The organism is Fluoribacter dumoffii NY 23 (genome assembly GCF_000236165.1).
Taxonomy (GTDB): domain Bacteria; phylum Pseudomonadota; class Gammaproteobacteria; order Legionellales; family Legionellaceae; genus Legionella; species Legionella dumoffii.
Window position 1 is genome coordinate 3,645,905 of record NZ_CM001373.1, and the last position, 18,131, is coordinate 3,664,035.

The following is an 18,131-nucleotide window of genomic DNA, read 5'->3' on the forward strand; positions in this document are numbered from 1 at the left end:
GTATAGATGTTAGTCCCTCTTGCAATTTTAATAAGTACAGGCATCGGTAAGTTGCAGTTGACGATGCGAGGCAGCAATGGTTTCCTGATGATATTTCAGATTTGCAAGATAAAACACTTTGTGTTCTTCCAAATTAAATTGCTCGATTAATTTGTATTTTTCTTCTTGTAACATCCCTGGGTATTTACCAATTTCTTTTTTTATTGTTTCTATTATTTTTACAAACAAACACTCGTTTAAGCTTGAAGTGTCGAGTCCGTTCATAAAAATTATTGCCAGGGCTTTTGAATTACAGTTCCCTTTTAGATACCCTTCGACCTCCGCTCTCCTGGAGGCCCCCCAAAGACTTCCCCATGATTGAGATTCGTATTTTTTTAATGATGATTCAATCAAGCTTCTAAATGATCTCTCCGTTAGGCTATCTACCCACTCATACATAGTCTTATAGAGCATGGAAATCCCCACATCACTGTAAGGATGGTTAAATCGTTTATCTTTCTTGGCAAAGAACACTACATCGCGAGTAAAATCTGCGATACCATTTTCAAAGCTTTTTTCCTTGTCTCTCATCGCATTATCAATACTGGGTATAGGGAATGTCTGCAGCATTAGGGGAGTAAGTCCCTTTATAAGTAACATATTTAATTCCCCATCTTGCCGGCCCGCACTTAAAATATAAGCCAGGCGATTATCCCCTCTTTCATTAGTGCTGTTCCTTAAATACTCTTTCATCGGCTCAGCTCTTTGACGAAAGGATATGCTTGTTATTAAAGGAGCATATTTTTTGTCAATTATTTCGTTGATATGACGTTCCAAATCTTCTGGCTTTATCGTTTTAGCCCAAACAAATAATGAATCGTAATATTGTTGTTTTATATCTTCATGAGTAAATGGCAAAACATCCCTTTTCACAGCAAGCAGTGCTTTTTCCATGAGCTCGTCGGTAGTAGTCAGATGCAACTGGAAATTGACCTGTTCTGCAATTAACTTGAGACTTGAAGCAATATTATTAAATTCAGCCGCATAAGTTGTCGTATTTGCCAGAGCTTGCCGTACTTTTAAATTATGGGTTTGATACAATAAGCTGAGCTTATTAGAAAATTCCAGATTGTCTTCTTCGGTAAGATCCTTACGTTCTTTTTCATAATAACCTTTAATTAATGCCTGGAATTCATTAATGAAAGAAACCAGGGATAATACTGCATCACGTAATTTACTGTCTTTATCAACACTAATCCTTGCCTCAATTGCTTCAGGGGAAAGCACCGGCAAATTTCCAAATAACTCCCAGGCGCTGGTTAACGTATCATCCGTAACTTTTTTACTCACCAGCTCAGAAATTTGTACATGTGGAGGATTGGTTGTTTCCTTAAGCAAGGTATTGGTTAACCGGTAGGAACTGTAAAGTAACTCTTTTATGATGGGTGTAAACGCATCACGCCAAACCTGATGATAGCGTTTTTGCAACTCACCAAGATCATATTGCATGGCCTCATCCTTGGCATACACTGTTTCATTTTGTTTTTTGACCCACTCTTCTATCTTCCGGTAAAAAGAAGGCTTTTGATAAAGTGATAAATAAGTAGCTGCGAGCGGTATCCCATAACCATTGTCCAAACATCCCATATAGAAAACCACCACCCTATATAAGTTGTCATAATGCTCCTGATACAAATCCATTATAAAATCTACAAATGGTTTTTTGTTTGTTTCCTCATTACAAAATTGAGGATACAACTCTTCGTATTTTTTTCGTAATTCAGGATTGGTTTCCTCTAACGAAGTGTAATTTAAAGGCAAATCGCCAAAAAGTTCTGTTAACCGTTTCCGTTGCACTTCTGGCTGGTAAGTTAATAAGGCTTTTAAAGCAGCTGCCACTTTTTGTTCTTGGGCAAGGGAACTCTGGGCCAAACGGGCAAATTCGACAGGATCTGCATATGCTTTTGGTAATTTTTTAAGTGCTTGTTCCTGAACCCCAGGGACAATTACCGGAATGGTCACTTGCCCTGGATGTTGGTAAGGCGGCCAATGATAAGGCATGGACTCTTGAACATTAGGGAACGATTCATAGTCGCGAACCGTTAAAGTGACATGCGTTTTCGGAACTCCGATAACGGCCCTGGGTTCTTTCATATGGATGGTGAACCAATAAAAGAACATATCAAAATCAATATCACCAGCCAAACTCAGATTATGCGGATGGGAATCATCGTCATCAAGGAACCATCTGCCAAACAAAAGCTCCATGATGTCATGCTCGATAAGCGTTTTGACACTGGGTGCAACTTGTTCCTTTAACGTACTGTTAACAGGAATACGCTCGCTGGCAAAATGGAACGGTTTAAAATCCTCAATACCAATTGACAGCGTTCCGATTAGTTTGTCTTCGGTATGGCCTCTTTTTGAAGTGATCTCCAGGATATGACTTTTTAGAGTGGGAAGCTGTTCCATTAAAGGTTGTGAGAGATTAAGTTCTGGTATTTCCTTTACCTCAATCGAATCTATCTTTGTCAGCCCCTCTGGGGTTTTAACTATATATTTGAGTGTCTCTTTCTCTAATTTGATATAAAGGGTGTTCTCTTTTATTGTTTCATTGCTCTCGGACAATAATTCAATGCCGTATTCCTCAAATACCAATCGCTCCTCAGCAGATCTTTTTCCTTGAAACAATCTCTTGAACGATGAAGTTGCCACGCTTATTTTGGCTAGCAGTTCAGGATAATGACGATTGGGTTCTAATTTTTTGAAGAAAGCCTTCTTGATAACCCCATCCTCTTCAAAAGTAACAGGAAATGTTTGGTGGGAGCTATCTGAAATAGCAGTTTTTGTTGAATAAATGAGTTGACTATGCCTCAGGCCCTTTTTTGGAATTCCCATATTTTAATCCATTAAATCACAGTCGTCCTTTTAGAATAGTTCATATTAGGCAGAAATATTCAATAAGTTCAAGAATAATTTTCAAACAGATAACAAGGAAACTAAACAGAAAAAATCTTTCTATCGCAATTACTTAAGGAACTCTTTGGCACAAATTGCGGGGAAAAGGGGGATGCCGGCAGAAATGCCCAGACCCGGGAGGGAGATTAGTTTCCCGGGCTTAGGCTGCAGCCTTTATTGACTGCATTGGATTTAACACATTTGACCACATGATATGAGTTGCTCCATATCATTTTCATCTGTTTTTTCAGGTTCTACAAGCTTTATCACTTCTTTGTGCAGTGCCCGTATTTCTTCACCTGATGACGTTTGATTGAAAAACCAGAGGTTTCCAGTCAGTTTATATTTCACTGCATTCGCGGTAAAACCAGTACAAAGAGTAATAATGAGGTTGGTAAGTACTATTAAAACATCCATTACAAACTTATAGATTCCCGGCTCCACTTGAGGATCTACAATATCAAGGATATTTTTTTCGACGGATTGCAATTTTTCCCGGATAGAGACATTCGGATGCATGAGTCCGTCAAAAGCAATTTTATACACTTTTTTCCTGTAGTCTACTTGTGCTTTTTCCCAAGCACTCTTCATATTCTGATACGACTTGGAACCTGCCAAACGCTCGGAAATTACTTTGCATTGGGCCTCAACTCTAGAAATTATTTGTCGGAAACGTTTGGCCTCTTCATTCTCTTGTGCCACCCATTCCACCAATTTTTTATGGATTTTTAAATCCTGCATTAGCGTGACACAAATAAAACGTTCGCGCAAATTTTCGGCTAAAGCCAAAAGCTTGCGATCCTTAATTGCAAGTACTTTGTTACCTTGGGTCTGGATTCCAATTACCCCAGCATAGAGAACGTCTACTAAAGACTTCCTATACCCTTCATTTTCTATATTTGCCAATTGGGGCAAGAGCAAGCGCAAGGCTTCGCCTTTATTGTCTTTCCCAAGCACCAATCGATATTGTTGCGGGCTTACATCAGGCAATTGTTTTAAAAGAAGCAGTGCCTGGTTCGCAGCATTTAACTGCTCGGAATTTAGTTTATGTAAATTTGCATTTCCCGCAGCAAACTCTTTAAGTTCTGCCGCAAAATGATATCTAATGGAATCTTGTAAATGGAGGTGGGGATCTAATGCATGCCGCTCCAGTTTTTCAATATCGACGGTTTTGGATTGATCCAGAGCAACCAAACTTGAAGCCATGAAGGGATATTTTTTTGTTGCAGCATAGATCTGCTGATATCCATCTTCAGATAAAGATCCTTTAACCCAAAAAATCAAACAAAGCATCCTACAGTCTTCATCAGGGAAGGAATGAATAAGATTGAGCTCCTCCAATTTTTTAGGATCATTAAAAAAGTCTTTTGCTTCTATAGCAAGGGCTGGCTCTAAATCAACAAGTTTATTTAAAGCCTGATAATAGGCAGCTTCAGATAAAACAAGACGAATTTCTTCTATAGAATACTTTTGTTCGAGTAAAAAGGGGATTAGTTTAATTTGAGTCTTATCCCACATGTATGCACTGAATTTTTTAACCAACTCAAGATCAGTAAGTACTTTGCGGTATTGCTCCAGAAAACCATTCTCATGAAATACAAGCAGTATTTTTATTAGGCTCTTATTAATGCGTTCATCATCAGTCAATTGAAGTTGCTGAAGCTCCTGACGCAATCTACTGTTTTCGGTTAATAGATCTTTGAGGAGAGGGGTAGACAAGGAAAGATCTTCATGAATTTTATAATGAAGAATCAAATCAAGAGCTGGGTTGTCTGCAAATAGCCCGCGCAAATCCAGTTCGGTAAAAGGAATTGGGTCAGGAAGAATAACTGTTTCCTGCTTTATTTGCAGTTTCCGCATCAACAAGGCAATACGTTGAAACCGCAGGGTAACTGCATTATCCCCATTAACTGCGCTGTGTAATAAAAAGCTCGGCAGTTCTGCTCCCAGCTGTTCAACTAGTGGCTCCAAAGAGCCCACTGGAGAAACCTTCACCTCTGAATCAGGTGCTTTAATGAAAGGATTTAAATCAAAGCTTGATAAACAGTAAAGTAATCGCTCCTGTGGTGCAACATGCCCGTTTTTGCCCAAAGCCATCACCCATTGGGTGGGATCATCCTTGCGATACATTACCAATAGCCCGCAATTCTCACCTGCGTCATTAATGTAGGCAAAATTCAGGCGGATTAAATTCGCATGGCAAGCCTCTGTATCTTCCCCTTCTTTTTGCAGCGGATGAGGGCCAAACAAAAATGCCAAATTCCCAGCATTCATATTCCCTTGCAAATAATATTTTCCCTGAGCATCCCTGGTCCAGATTTTAAAATGTCTTGTGGCTTGTTGCAGGTTACCTAAAAAATGGGTAGCTGGAAAATCCCTGTCAATAATATGGGAGTCATCTTTATGCGCTCCAACAGCCCAGCCTTGTCCAAATGCATGGAATATTTGTTGTGCATTTCCCTGTACCCAGTAAGGCATAATTCATTTCTCAATATGACAAATTGAGAGTATTATAACCAATAATTCAGCTAATGGTGATGCATTTTTGCAAAAAATGATATTTTTAATACATTTACCCAATCAGCCGAATTGATGAAGGCAGTACATTTTTTGCGTGCTCCAGGGACATACTCTAGTTCGGATTGCTAAATCCGCGACAAACAGGATAAAAACTGCTGCCCGGATGCAAGGAGGCATAACCCACATCTAGAGCTATTTTTAGGCAATAACGAAATGAAATGCAATATCATAGGCGCAGGTCGAGTAGGTAAAAACATCGCTTTATCCTTGGTGCAGAAACAAATTATCTCCTCAGTTTCCATTTGTAACCGCAGCATGGAAAGTGCTCAACAAGCGTGTCAGGATCTGGGTTTTGGACAAGCGAGCGAAAACATAGAAGAGTTACCTGCAGCGGAAATAAATTGGATATGCTGTAATGATGATGCCATTAGCAATATAGTGGAAACTCTGGTGGATAATCCTTTTTTGAAACCCGGAACTTTTGTTTTTCATTGCAGCGGTGTCCTTAATTCCCAGGTTCTTGAGCCATTAAAAAACCACGGCTGTTTCATTGCAAGTTTTCATCCGCTAAAAGCGTTTAAAAGCAATTATCTTGATGCTTTTGCGTTTGCACAAGTCGATTGTGTTTTGGAGGGGGATGCCAAGGCTTGCAACTGGTTAAAGGATGCCTTCACCCTGTTGGATGCAAATCTCATCCCCATCGCGCCTGAGTCTAAAGTACTCTATCATGCCGCCGCCTGCATGGCTTCAAATTATCTGATTACCCTGGCAGCTTGCAGTGAAGAATTATTTCTAAAAGCCGGAATATCTCCGCAAAAAAGTCGACAGATGATGGTCAATTTAATGCAAGGGAACTTGAATAATTTAATGCAAAACGCAAACATTGCTGATTCACTCACAGGTCCCTTGGCAAGAGGGGATATTCAAACGCTCGCTCTGCATTTCAATGCCATAGACAATCCGCAAATACGATGTCTATATCAAAGCGCGGCATTGAATACCTTGCCATTAGCGCAACTGTCTGCAGAAATAAAAGAAAAAATTAAGCTATTTTGTAGTTTGGAAAATTAAGTATTTGCAGAAAAACCAGTGAGGACCTCACCTGGGTGTCGCTATACTCCACCCAGGCTATAGTTTACTGATATGTGGGGGTTGTATCATTAGTTATTTCTTCGAGGAGCTCAACACCTTGGCTAGGACTATCTGTCTTCGGAGGAGGAGGAGGAGTAAAACCAAATACGTCACCTTTACCTATTGATTGTCCACTCACGTTTAAGGTTCCTACTAAGGTTTGAGGACCTCCATTACATGTAACAGGGTTAACTTCTTCTTGATGAGCACTTTGATAATCTTTCATAGCTGCCTGTATTTTAGGTTCTATTTGCGCATTGGTTTTACTCTTATAAACGGCATAGGCGGGGAGGCCCACTAAAAAAAATCCTACTCCCGCTGTAATCACACTAAGAAAAATACCCACTTTTCCGAGGTATGAACCCAAACTCTTGGGCTCCCAAGAATCGGCCATTTGTTTGGTTAAACCTTTATGTGCTTGCATTTTACCAGCTTTACCTTGGCTTAAGTTTTGCAGCGAAGACTCCTCGGCGATATTTCTACTTTGATTAGAAAAGAAATTAACAATTGCAACAAAGGGAACTGCATACCAAGACACGCCATCCAATGTTTTTCTGGCGTTTACTTTTGCGGAAGCCCCTTGATCCACATCACTAATCAGAGACACCCCTGATTGCAATCTTTTATCATACTGTTCATCCATTAGTCTTTTTAACTTTTCAGTCTCGTTGATGACAGTCTCTCCTTCAGAGACAGCGAGTAAATTCATCGTTGCAAAAATTTCACTTTCCTCAAGATTACCTGCTTCATGATCAAAAATGGCTACTCGACCATTAATTGCTTGTGCACGCTCATTTCCACTTTTACATCCGGCGATAGAAGCTTCTTCGACAAAAATTGATAAGGCTTGTATGAGCTTGGAATACTCATGTTGATGGTGCAAATTATTGGCCATCATTTTTTTTAATGCTGCTTTTGCACTTTCTACAGGATTTACTGCCTCAGCTCCTAGTTGCTGGCTTTCCCATCCTTTTTTAATATCTTGAATCAATGCAATAGCTTCTTTTCCTTGCGGGGATGCAGAAAAGAAAAGGTCATCCGTTGGATGGGCATTAGCCTCCCCCAGGAATTCCCTATATTTATCAAATACCTCTTTAACCATATTCCTTTGGATATCATCCTCGCCAACAAGGTTGTATAACATCGCCATTTCTGCCATCAAAGTGGCTTCTGTTCTTAGGGAGTTTCCTCCATACCCTAAAGTATCTCCAAACCCATTAATAGAAATGTTTTGTACAAGACAGAAGGGTTTGGGATTAACAGAATCTAATTGGCTTTTGTTATACAGGTGGGCTCCGCTGAGTATAATGCGAGCCCCTGCTGATTGTTTGTTACCATTAATATCGCCCAGTGTATCATTAATCGCTGTATGAAGATTATAAGTAAAGGCTTTGCCTATCTCAGGTTTATCTGTGACTACCTTATCTAATGAATACTTTGCTGCAATTGTTAGCAGCTTAACACTGACATCATTAATGGCGGCCGGCTTTTCAATATCTTTCTTCACATCCAAAGAGGGAGTTCTTATCTGTAACCGGGATGGAGTATAACCTCCCTCTTTCAGGGCTATAGTTGCAATTTGCCTGTCTGCAAGCGTATCGACTCCTCGTTCATGCGCGGTATTCTCGGAACCAGAAATCCAGGTAGCGAGCTTTGAAGAGCCATCTGTGTGCAAAAGATCATTAGGAGTAGCAGTAGTTGATTCAGCAAGATGTAAGACATCAGCTTGTTTCAGGTCTTTTCTGGAGAGACGTTTACCAGTGGCCCTTACTACTTCTTCCATTAAAATACCATGTGCTTCTGCAGAAATTCCTTTACGTGCTTTATCTAATTCTTTAATAAGCTTCGCTTCATCAAGCGTATTACCTTTGCTGGCTTTTGCGAGAGCTTTTTTAAATGCGCCTTCAACTAAAACCTGCACACGCTCCATTGCTTTTTGATGTGCTTCAGCCATTTGCATTTGGATTATTTTTTGCTCTGCTTTAAATTGCGGAGTAAATTTTTTATTAATTTCTCTTTTGACTGTTTTGATTTGCTCGAGCAAATCTTTGAATTCCTCTTTGAATTCTTCGCGGTTATACGTGCCAGCATCTATTTTCGTGTCAATTGCTTTTTTAAGTTGACTCTCAAGTTCACTGATTCCTGCTTCCTTTTCCAGCTTCTTTTTTAGTTTGTCCCCAGTTTGTTTTTCAAAGACTTTTCCATAAGTACGTGCAGCAAGTGCTAAATGAAAATGATATTCTTGTTGGAGAGGAATAATACTGCTTTGTACAGTGGATAACTGCTGTAAAGCAGTATCGTCTAGTCCATACTTTTCCATGTAAGCATCTTTAAGCGCTTGGAGATCCGGATCTTTTGTCACATCAAGACTAACTGTAGTTACTTTTGAAGGTTTGATATCACCAACAAAACCAGCTTTAAATTGCTCCAGAGCATCCTCTGGCAGTGCAACATCAATTAATATGCGGCCTTGAGGATCAATGAGTAAATTATCGGGACTGACCAAAGCTTTTTCTTTTGCTTTTTCAATAAGCAAGTTTATATAAGCTTTGCGAGCCTTAATTTGTTCTTCAGTAAGCATAATTAATCTCAACTTGGACTATCTTAGTTTAATTTTAGCACATTAAAGATTATGGAAACCTTATGGGGTGGTATTTTAAAAATAAATAGTGGGGAAAGGTCGGTTATAGTTGATTATAATTAATTCAATTGGGAGCCGGGATTCACACCGAGCTCCATTGGCATTGGTAAGCAGGCTTAAAGATTAACTTCTTTCAGATTTGTGGCGTGGGCATTCCTTTTAGCCTTTCTGTTCTCATGCCAGGTTTGCAGCATTACAAAAAAGGCAGGGACAAAAACTACTGCCAGGCAGGTGGATGCCAACATGCCGCTACACACAGCAATACCTATCGAGCGTCGGGCATTGGCACCTGCCCCCGTTGCGAATACTAAAGGCATGACCCCGAGAATAAAGGCAAAAGAAGTCATCAAAATAGGTCGGAAACGGGTTTTTGCCCCAATTACTGCCGCTTCCATTATGGATTTACCATGTAATTCGTGTTGTTCGCGTGCCACTTCCACAATCAAAATCGCATTTTTAGCGGCCAAGGCAATAAGCAGCAGCACCCCGATTTGCGTGTACATATTATTAGCAAGCCCCAAAGCCGATAAAGCCAGAACCGTGCCAATCAAGGCTAAAGGCACACTTAACAGAATGGACACAGGGGCTATCCAGTTCTCATATTGCCCCGCTAATATCAGGTATATCAAAATAAGAGACAGCATAAAAATATAATAGCTGAGATTTCCTGCAATTTTTTCCTGATAAGCAGTACTGGTCCACTCAAAAGATATTCCTGCAGGCAAAACTTGTTTTGCAACGCGCTCCATAGCCGCCATCGCTTGCCCGGAACTATAACCTTGGGCGGCCATTCCATAAATATTTGCCGAAGGATATAAGTTGTATAAAGAAATAATGGGCGGCCCTACGGTAGGCGTCATGTCAGTGAGCGTCCCCAGGGGCACCATTTCACCCGACTTATTGCGGACATAAAAATTACGAACATCGCCAACGGTCATGCGTGAGTCTGCATCGGCCTGCACATAAACCTGAAATACCTGCCCAAATTTTGAAAATAGATTCACATAGGAAGAACCCAGATAGGTTTGTAAGGTTTCCGAGGCATCGCCAACTGAAACTCCCAAGGCCTCTGCCTTAACCCGGTTAATGGGCGCTGAAAGCTGGGGGGCGGAGGCACGAAATGAAGTCATCAGGCGTTGCAATTCAGGTTGTTGGCTTGCATAGCGGATCATTTGATCCGTAGCGGTTTGCAATTTACGATAATCAAAGGATCCGTCTTGCAACTCCACTTGCATTTGAAAACCGCCCGAAGTACCAAGGCCCTGGATGGGTGGAGGGATCATCACCAAAACTTTAGCCCCTAGAGTTTTTCCTGCAACCGCATTGAGTTTTTTATATAATGAAAGCAAATCCTCATCTTTACCGCGTACGCTCCAATCTTTAAACATCACATACAAGACGCCACTATTTGCAAGGCTGGCACTGTTATCCAAAACCGAGATCCCATCAATAGTGATTACATTTTCTATCCCGCCAATTTTGGATACTTGCTCGCTTAATTCATGCAAAAGTGCTTCGGTGCGGCCCAAACTGGAACCATCAGGCAATTGGACGCTCAACATTGCATAGCCTTGATCTTCAATGGGAATAAAGCCGGTAGGAATTCGACTGAGGCCTAAAATGGCCAAGAGTACGAGTAAAAGCCCTATGAGACATACGGTTTTATTTTTATGGACTAGCCTGTCTATGAATCCTATATATCTGTTTTCTATGGGATAATAATATCTATCAAATGTGCGAAATAGGATATTTTTCTTTTTCTGGGGGTCAATGGGTTGAAGCCACAAAGCGCATTGAGTCGGTTTCAATGTCATGGCATTGATGGCACTGATAAATGCGGTTGCCGCAATAACCAGCGCAAACTGGGCATACATTGCTCCGGTTAACCCGGGCATGAAACCCGCAGGGACAAATACAGCCATCAGGACAAGGGTAATTCCGAGAATAGGACCTATTAATTCGCCCATGGCATCAATTGCCGACTGTTTTGGTGAGGTGCCGCGTTCAATATGTTGAGTGACGCCTTCAACAATTACAATCGCATCATCCACCACAATCCCAATTGCCAAAACAAGAGCAAATAAAGTAAGTAAATTGATGGAGTAACTTAAAACGAGCATTGCGAAGAATGCACCTATAATTGTTACTGGCACCGTGGTTGTGGGCACGAGGGTGGCGCGATAATTTTGTAAGAACAATAAAATAACTATCAAAACCAAAATACCTGCTTCAAACAGGGTTTTATATACCTCGTCCACTGACGCTTTAACAAACACCGTAGTGTCAAAAGGAATTGAATACTCCATCCCAGGGGGAAATTTTTCTGCCATTTTTGCCACCGCTTTACGCACCTCGGTGGCAACTTCAAGTGCATTGGCCCCCGGAAGTTGAAATATACCGATAGCAGCCGTCGGTTTATTATTCAACTTGGCAAGCTGATTGTAATTGCTCGAACCCAATTCCACACGTCCCACATCCCTTATGCGGACAATTTGCGCGCTACTGCTTGCATTAGCACTTTGATTGGGCTGTTGGGTGACTGTTTTGACAATGATGTTTTCGAATTGGCTAACATCAGCAAGTTGTCCTGGTACATTCACTGTAAATTGATAAGGTTGTTTGCCTGCTGCCGGTGGAGCTGCAACCTGGCCGGAAGAAACCTCCTGGTTTTGATGGCTTATCGCCTGCAGGACATCGCTGGGATTAAGTGAGTAGGCCAACATTTTCTTAGGATCGAGCCAAACACGCATCGCATAGGTACCGGTTCCAAAGATGAGTACATTCCCTACACCAGGTAAGCGCGCCAATTCATCTTGCATATTAATCGCGGCGTAATTATCAAGAAATAATCCATCATATTCATTATTTTTGGAGGTGAGGGTAATAAATTGCAGAATGGCAGTAGATTTTTGCTGGACCAAAACCCCCTGTTTTTGTACTGAGTCTGGCAACTGCGCCATAGCAGCTTGCACCCGGTTCTGGACCAGTACTTGTGCAAAATTGAGATCGGTGCCAATTGCAAAAGTAACGATGAGGGTATAAGTCCCGTTATCCGTACTGGTGGATTGCATGTACAGCATGTTTTCCACGCCATTGACTTGCTGCTCGATAGGCAAGGCAACGGTTTTGATGAGGGTTTTCGCATCGGCACCAGGATAAGTAGTAGTCACCTGAATGGTGGGTGGAACAATAGCAGGATATTGGGATACGGGCAGGGCAATAATTGCTACCAATCCCAGCAGTACTATAAGGAGCGCTATAACGTTTGCCAAAATAGGCCGCTCAATAAAAAATTTAGAAATCATTCTGCCGTCTTCTCACTTTTAAGGATTACCTGAATAACGCCGCCTGACACACCTAAATTAATGCTGGGCATCCCCTTTGTCTTTCTTATCTGTTTGCACCGTCTGGTCGCGCGGTTCCACTTTATTGCCTGGAGTTGCAAATTGCAGGCCATCAATTATGACTTTATCCTGGGCAGCAAGACCTGTAGCTACTGCACGCATTCCATTCTCCACACTGCCCAAAGTGACTCTTTTCAATACCACGATATTGCTCGCATCGACGATTAATACATATGCCCCGATTTGATCATAAAGAATCGCCGTATCAGGAACCGTCAACTGCTTTTTGGGTTTGGATATTGCAATCCTTACCTGCACAAAAAGCCCCGGAACAAAAATTAAATCTTTATTTGGCAAAAGAGCGCGCAGTTCCATGGTGCCTGTAGATGCATTTAAGCCTGTATTCACAAAATCAAGGGTAGCCTTATATTTTCGTTCCGGATTAGTTTGCAGGCTTACTTCGACGGGAACCTGCTTGATATCTTGCGGTTTAAATCCTTGTGCACGGGCGGCCTCTCGTAAGTTAATTAAATCTATTTCATTCAAGTTAAAGTACACATAAATCGGATCGATCTGCTCTATTGTTGCCAAATTGGTGGCCTCACCATGTCCTACAAGATTGCCGACATCTACCAAGTGCCGTCCAATTCGGCCGTCAAATGGCGCTGAAATGTGCGTATAACTGTAATTGATTGCTGCATTTACTTCTTCAGATTCGGCCTTATCCAGTTGGGCAGCAATTTCCAGAGTTTTGGCATACCATTTTTCAACCTCATTTAGGGAAGTAGCATGTTCTTTATACATCCGTTGCTGGCGGGCATATTCTGATTTGTTATATACAAGTGAAGCTTTTGTTGCCGCAACATTCGCCTTGGCAGCTCTTAGTTTTTCAAAATAAGGCTCAGGTTGAATCACAAAGAGTTCTTTTCCCTTTTTGACAAAAGTTCCATCAACAAACTCAATTGCATCAAGATAACCTTCAACACGGGCCACCAGATTGACTGAATTATAAGCTACGGTATTGCCTGTTTGGGTCACATATTGGGCCATTTCTGCAAGTATTGGTTTTTGAACGACTACTGCAGGCACAGGAATGGCTGGCGCCTTGCTTTTACCAAAAAAATGCACCAGCAAATAGATTAGAAATAAAACAGCAAGCACTATCCCTGCGATTTTGAATGATTTTGAATCTCGATTAAAGTTCATACCTGATACCATTTTATTAAATTTTCCCAATAATCCTTTTCCCTCACCCTGCTTTTTTCTCAACCGCTTTATAGGGAAAATATTTGCGTCCCTGCACCCTGCTGAAAAAAGATTTTTTCCTCCCTTTTTTATGGGAAGTCTTCTCTACCAGTTCGGTAAATAAAGTTCTTTTATTTTTTCTTTTCTGGTTCGCGGTGCCTCATGATTCTTCTCCTTAAGCAAAGAGCCCCAATTGGTGCGCGCCGCCATTTCGGCTTTAATTTGTTGCGGCACCACATCATTATTCCCTCGTATTTCCCAGCCACCGCCGAGCGCACGATAAAGTGCGACCAACGCCTGGGGAATATTTGCTTGCGCATTGACAAGGGATGTCTGGACACTTAATTGCTGCTGTTCTGCATTCAATACCGGGGTAAAGTCCACCTCGCCATTGATGTAGCGAATGATTGCCAATTTTAAAGTTTTGATTGCAGCATTATTGGCTTTGCTTAAGGCTTGCTCTGCTTTTTTTGCTTCAATATAAGCCGTAATCGCGTTTTGCACTTCTTGCTGCGCTTTTAACACTAAATTGACATAGTTTAATACAGACTGCTGGAATACCGCGTCCTGAGCCCGTACTGCGTTGGTAATTTGGCCATAGTTAAGTATGGGCCAGGTCATAGTTGGGCCGGCAGTTATTGAGTGGTTTGACCAGTTAAACAAATCTGCAAGTGAATTTTGAGCAATATTGTTTGCAGAAAAAACAAAAGTACCGTTTAAAGCAAAGGATGGAAAAAGATTAGCTTTTGTTGCGCCTATTTTAGCTGACTGGGCAATGGCATCCAATCGTGCCTGGTGTATGTCCGGGCGGCGTGCCAAGGTTTCTTTTGGAATACCCACTGCTACAGTGGACGGCGCTTTGGGGATTCCTTTACTTTGTTTGAGTTGGCCGTCAATACCATGGGGTACCGTCCCTAATAAAAGCGCCATTGCATTTTTTTGTTGTTCCAGATTATTTTGCAACGGAGGCAAAGAGGCTTCTGTTTGCGAAAGCTCAGTCTGCGCTTGCTCCACATCGATCAAGTTGGTTTGCCCTGCATTGTAGCGGGCTCTGGCTATTTTTAAACCCTGCCTCTGAACTACAATATTGGCTTTTGTCACCCGGATTTGTGCTTCATAGGTTCGAATTTGAATGTAGGTGCTGGCCACATCTGCCGTGAGGGTGACCAAAGCATTATCGTAGGCAGCAAGAGACGATAAAAAAGTAGCATCATTCGCTTGAATCGCTCTTCGATATTTCCCCCAAAAATCAAGTTCCCAATTCGCGGTAAAACCCAAAGATGCGGTCTCAAATGAAGAGGGTAAGAGTGATTGCAGTTCAGTACCACCAATTTCATAATAAGTGAAATTGCCGATTGCTGCCTGTTGTTGGGGATACAACATTCCCACCGATTGAGCCAACAGGGCGCGGGTTTGTAATACCCTTACCCCAGCGATCTGGACGTTCAGATTATTGTGATATCCTTGGTTAATTAAGGATGTAAGTACTGGATCATGGAAAACCTGCCACCATTTTATTGTTTTAAAAGGTGTTTCTTTTACTGAGGCATCTTTTTTGGGCCAATGCGCCGCCACTGGTTTTTTGGGCTCTTTATAATTAGGGCCAACCATAAAACAAGCACTAAGAAGCAGACAAGCAACAAAGGTAAAAATTTTTAACATGAGTGCTAAGATTTCCCTATCCCACTTATTTTCCAATACTGGAAATGATTAGCCATTATTTCCCAGAACTTTATCATTACTGCAAATTATTTGATAGATCATCCGATTAAATAGTGGATTTGAGCGCTGCCATTCACTCGCCTCAAAAAATAATTGCCTAAAATAAAGGGGACTTAATTCCCAGGAAAATTTATGCATATAAAAAACCCGGGTGCGGCCTTCGCCTGCACCCAGGTTGTAGAAACTGCAGATTATTCAGGAGAATTAACTTGTAAGTGGGTCACGTTTTGCAATCCTCGCGGCAGGCGGTTACCTCGGCGTCCCCGCTCACCTTTATAATGGTCCAGATCGGCCCCTTTCAAGGTAAAATGCCGTTTCCCAGCATGAACCGTGAGGGAGTCATCTGCAGAGAGTACCTGCAAATCAATGACATATTCTTCACGCGAGGCTGCTTTAGCAGCAGGGATACTGATTAATTTATTTCCTTTTCCACGCGATAATTCCGGTACTTCTTTGGCAGAAAAAATGAGTAGCCGGCCAGCACTGGTAGCACAGGCAACAAACAACTCCTCATGCTTAGGTACTATCCGCGGTGGTAAAATATGACTGGCCGCAGGCAGTCTGATACAGGCTTTTCCATTGCGGTTTTTTACATAAAGATCGGCAATTTTAGCAATAAAGCCATATCCCGCATCACAGGCCAACAACAGCAATTGCTCCGGCTCTCCTCCAACTACTGCTTCGAACAAGGCACCTTCGGCTGGATTCAGTTTACCGGTCAAAGGTTCTCCTTGCCCACGAGCAGAGGGGAGCACATGGCCAGGTAAAGAATAAACCTTCCCTTCACTGTCAAAAAAGAGAATTTGTTGATTCGAGCGCGCCGTGGCTTGGGCTTTGAATTCATCGCCTGCCTTGTAACTTAATTCGCTGCCTATTACATCATAACCTTTAGCTGCCCTCACCCAACCTTTTTTGGATATCACTACTGTAATCGGCTCATTGGGTAAAATATCCTCTTCTTTTAATGCCTGCGATTCCTGCCGGACAATAATAGGGGAGCGGCGCGGATCGCCAAATTCGTCGCGGTCCCGAATAATTTCTTCTTTAACCAACGTTTTGAGTTTTTGTTCCGAAGCCAAAATGCTTTGCAGACTATCGCGCTCAGCACAAAGTTCATCCAGCTCACCGCGAATTCTTATCTCTTCCAGCTTTGCCAAATGACGCAATTTCATTTCCAAAATGGCTTCTGCTTGCCGGTCGGTAAGATTGAAGCGGGCTATTAATCCCTGTTTCGGCTCTTCATGCTCACGGATAATGGCAATTACCTCATCAATATTCAGATACGCAATAAGTAATCCTTCGAGTACATGGATGCGATCCAGAACTTTTTCCAAACGGTATTGCAAACGCCGCTTCACTACTGTTAATCGATAGGACAACCACTCTGTGAGGATATCCAGTAAGTTTTTTACTTTGGGCCTGCCATCAAGACCTATCATGTTAAAATTAACCCGATAACTCCGCTCCAAATCCGTGGTGGCAAATAAATGTGACATTAAACCTTCCATATCCACCCGGTTCGAACGAGGAATAATAACTAAACGGGTTGGATGCTCATGGTCAGACTCATCGCGTAAATCTTCAACCATCGGCAATTTTTTCTGTTGCATCTGTAAGGCGATTTGCTCGATTACTTTGGCACCCGAGACCTGATAAGGCAAAGCCGTGATGACGATATTTTGTTTTTCCTGAGTGTAAACCGCCCGCATTTTAATTGAGCCATTACCTGTGGCGTACAAGGCAGCAATTGCTTCCGGCGGCGTAATTATCTCAGCTTCGGTGGGGAAATCTGGTCCCTTGATGTACTGGGTTATTGCAGTTAAATTTGCCTGGGGGTTCTCCAGTAAATGCACACAGGCGTTTGCCACCTCGGTTAAATTATGAGGCAAAATATCCGAGGCCATACCCACTGCTATACCTGTTGCTCCATTTAATAAGATATTCGGTAAACGTGCGGGTAATAATGCAGGTTCTTTCAAGGTTCCATCAAAATTGTCAACCCAATCGACGGTACCTTGTAATAATTCCGAAAGTAATACCTCTGCATAGGGTGATAATCGGGCTTCGGTATAACGCATTGCGGCAAAAGATTTGGGATCATCGGGCGAACCCCAGTTTCCCTGACCATCAACAAAAGGATACCGGTAGGAGAACGGTTGTGCCATTAACACCATTGCCTCATAACATGCACTATCCCCATGGGGATGGAATTTACCCAGCACATCCCCGACTGTACGTGCTGATTTTTTATATTTGGCAGTCGCTTTCAATCCCAGCTCGGACATTGCATAAATAATGCGTCTTTGCACCGGCTTTAATCCATCGGCAATATGAGGTAATGCCCTGTCTAAAATGACATACATGGAGTAATCAAGGTATGCCTTTTCGGTAAATTCGGTTAATGCTTTGCGTTCTGTAACTTCATTCATTGTTTGTTTATTCATGAGATTAATAATTTCTATTTAACCACTGGGATGCTCTGTTGCAAAGTAATTTTAACAAAGCAGCTGCAGTGTTAGATAGATAAACACCCTGTAAATTGTGAATAACTTTGTATATTTTTCTATACAACTGAGAGCAATTAAACTAAC

8 protein-coding genes are annotated in these 18,131 nt (G+C 41.8%); 1 reads left to right on the plus strand and 7 read right to left on the minus strand.

What is annotated here, in order from left to right; translation table 11 throughout:
* Positions 1-27: 27 nt before the first annotated feature.
* Positions 28-2,877 (minus strand): hypothetical protein, encoded by a 2,850-nt coding sequence (locus tag KYQ_RS16770; RefSeq protein ID WP_010655276.1) that lies wholly within the window; start codon positions 2,875-2,877, stop codon positions 28-30.
* A 252-nt stretch (positions 2,878-3,129) separates the two neighbouring features.
* Positions 3,130-5,415: a hypothetical protein gene (locus KYQ_RS16775; protein WP_010655277.1), complete on the minus strand. Its 2,286-nt coding sequence runs from the start codon at positions 5,413-5,415 to the stop codon at positions 3,130-3,132.
* Positions 5,416-5,670: 255 nt separating this feature from the next.
* Here KYQ_RS16775 and KYQ_RS16780 point away from each other — a divergent pair, with 255 nt between their 5' ends.
* Positions 5,671-6,528 carry a Rossmann-like and DUF2520 domain-containing protein gene (locus KYQ_RS16780; protein ID WP_010655278.1) on the plus strand — a complete coding sequence of 286 codons (858 nt, stop codon included), beginning with the start codon at positions 5,671-5,673 and terminating at the stop codon, positions 6,526-6,528.
* Between the two features lie 64 nt (positions 6,529-6,592).
* Here KYQ_RS16780 and KYQ_RS16785 read toward each other — a convergent pair whose 3' ends face one another.
* The 5 genes from KYQ_RS16785 to parC all read right to left on the minus strand — a co-directional run bounded on the left by KYQ_RS16785 (position 6,593) and on the right by parC (position 17,984).
* Positions 6,593-9,169 carry a hypothetical protein gene (locus KYQ_RS16785; protein WP_010655279.1) on the minus strand — a complete coding sequence of 859 codons (2,577 nt, stop codon included), beginning with the start codon at positions 9,167-9,169 and terminating at the stop codon, positions 6,593-6,595.
* Positions 9,170-9,345: 176 nt separating this feature from the next.
* Positions 9,346-12,534 carry an efflux RND transporter permease subunit gene (locus tag KYQ_RS16790; RefSeq protein WP_010655280.1) on the minus strand — a complete coding sequence of 1,063 codons (3,189 nt, stop codon included), beginning with the start codon at positions 12,532-12,534 and terminating at the stop codon, positions 9,346-9,348.
* Between the two features lie 57 nt (positions 12,535-12,591).
* Positions 12,592-13,779, minus strand: a complete 1,188-nt coding sequence (locus tag KYQ_RS16795) for an efflux RND transporter periplasmic adaptor subunit (RefSeq protein WP_231294584.1) — start codon at positions 13,777-13,779, stop codon at positions 12,592-12,594.
* A 144-nt stretch (positions 13,780-13,923) separates the two neighbouring features.
* Positions 13,924-15,480 (minus strand): efflux transporter outer membrane subunit, encoded by a 1,557-nt coding sequence (locus tag KYQ_RS16800; protein ID WP_010655282.1) that lies wholly within the window; start codon positions 15,478-15,480, stop codon positions 13,924-13,926.
* Between the two features lie 251 nt (positions 15,481-15,731).
* Entirely contained in the window at positions 15,732-17,984 is a 2,253-nt protein-coding gene (gene parC / locus KYQ_RS16810) for a DNA topoisomerase IV subunit A (protein ID WP_010655283.1), read from the minus strand.
* Positions 17,985-18,131 lie beyond the last annotated feature (147 nt).

Coding starts and splice junctions, on each gene's coding strand:
- KYQ_RS16780 (WP_010655278.1), top strand. CDS start 5,671: ATGAAATGCAATATCATAGGCGCAGGTCGAGTAGGTAAAAACATCGCT.
- KYQ_RS16795 (WP_231294584.1), bottom strand. CDS start 13,779: ATGAACTTTAATCGAGATTCAAAATCATTCAAAATCGCAGGGATAGTG.
- KYQ_RS16790 (WP_010655280.1), bottom strand. CDS start 12,534: ATGATTTCTAAATTTTTTATTGAGCGGCCTATTTTGGCAAACGTTATA.
- parC (WP_010655283.1), bottom strand. CDS start 17,984: ATGAATAAACAAACAATGAATGAAGTTACAGAACGCAAAGCATTAACC.
- KYQ_RS16770 (WP_010655276.1), bottom strand. CDS start 2,877: ATGGGAATTCCAAAAAAGGGCCTGAGGCATAGTCAACTCATTTATTCA.
- KYQ_RS16785 (WP_010655279.1), bottom strand. CDS start 9,169: ATGCTTACTGAAGAACAAATTAAGGCTCGCAAAGCTTATATAAACTTG.
- KYQ_RS16775 (WP_010655277.1), bottom strand. CDS start 5,415: ATGCCTTACTGGGTACAGGGAAATGCACAACAAATATTCCATGCATTT.
- KYQ_RS16800 (WP_010655282.1), bottom strand. CDS start 15,480: ATGTTAAAAATTTTTACCTTTGTTGCTTGTCTGCTTCTTAGTGCTTGT.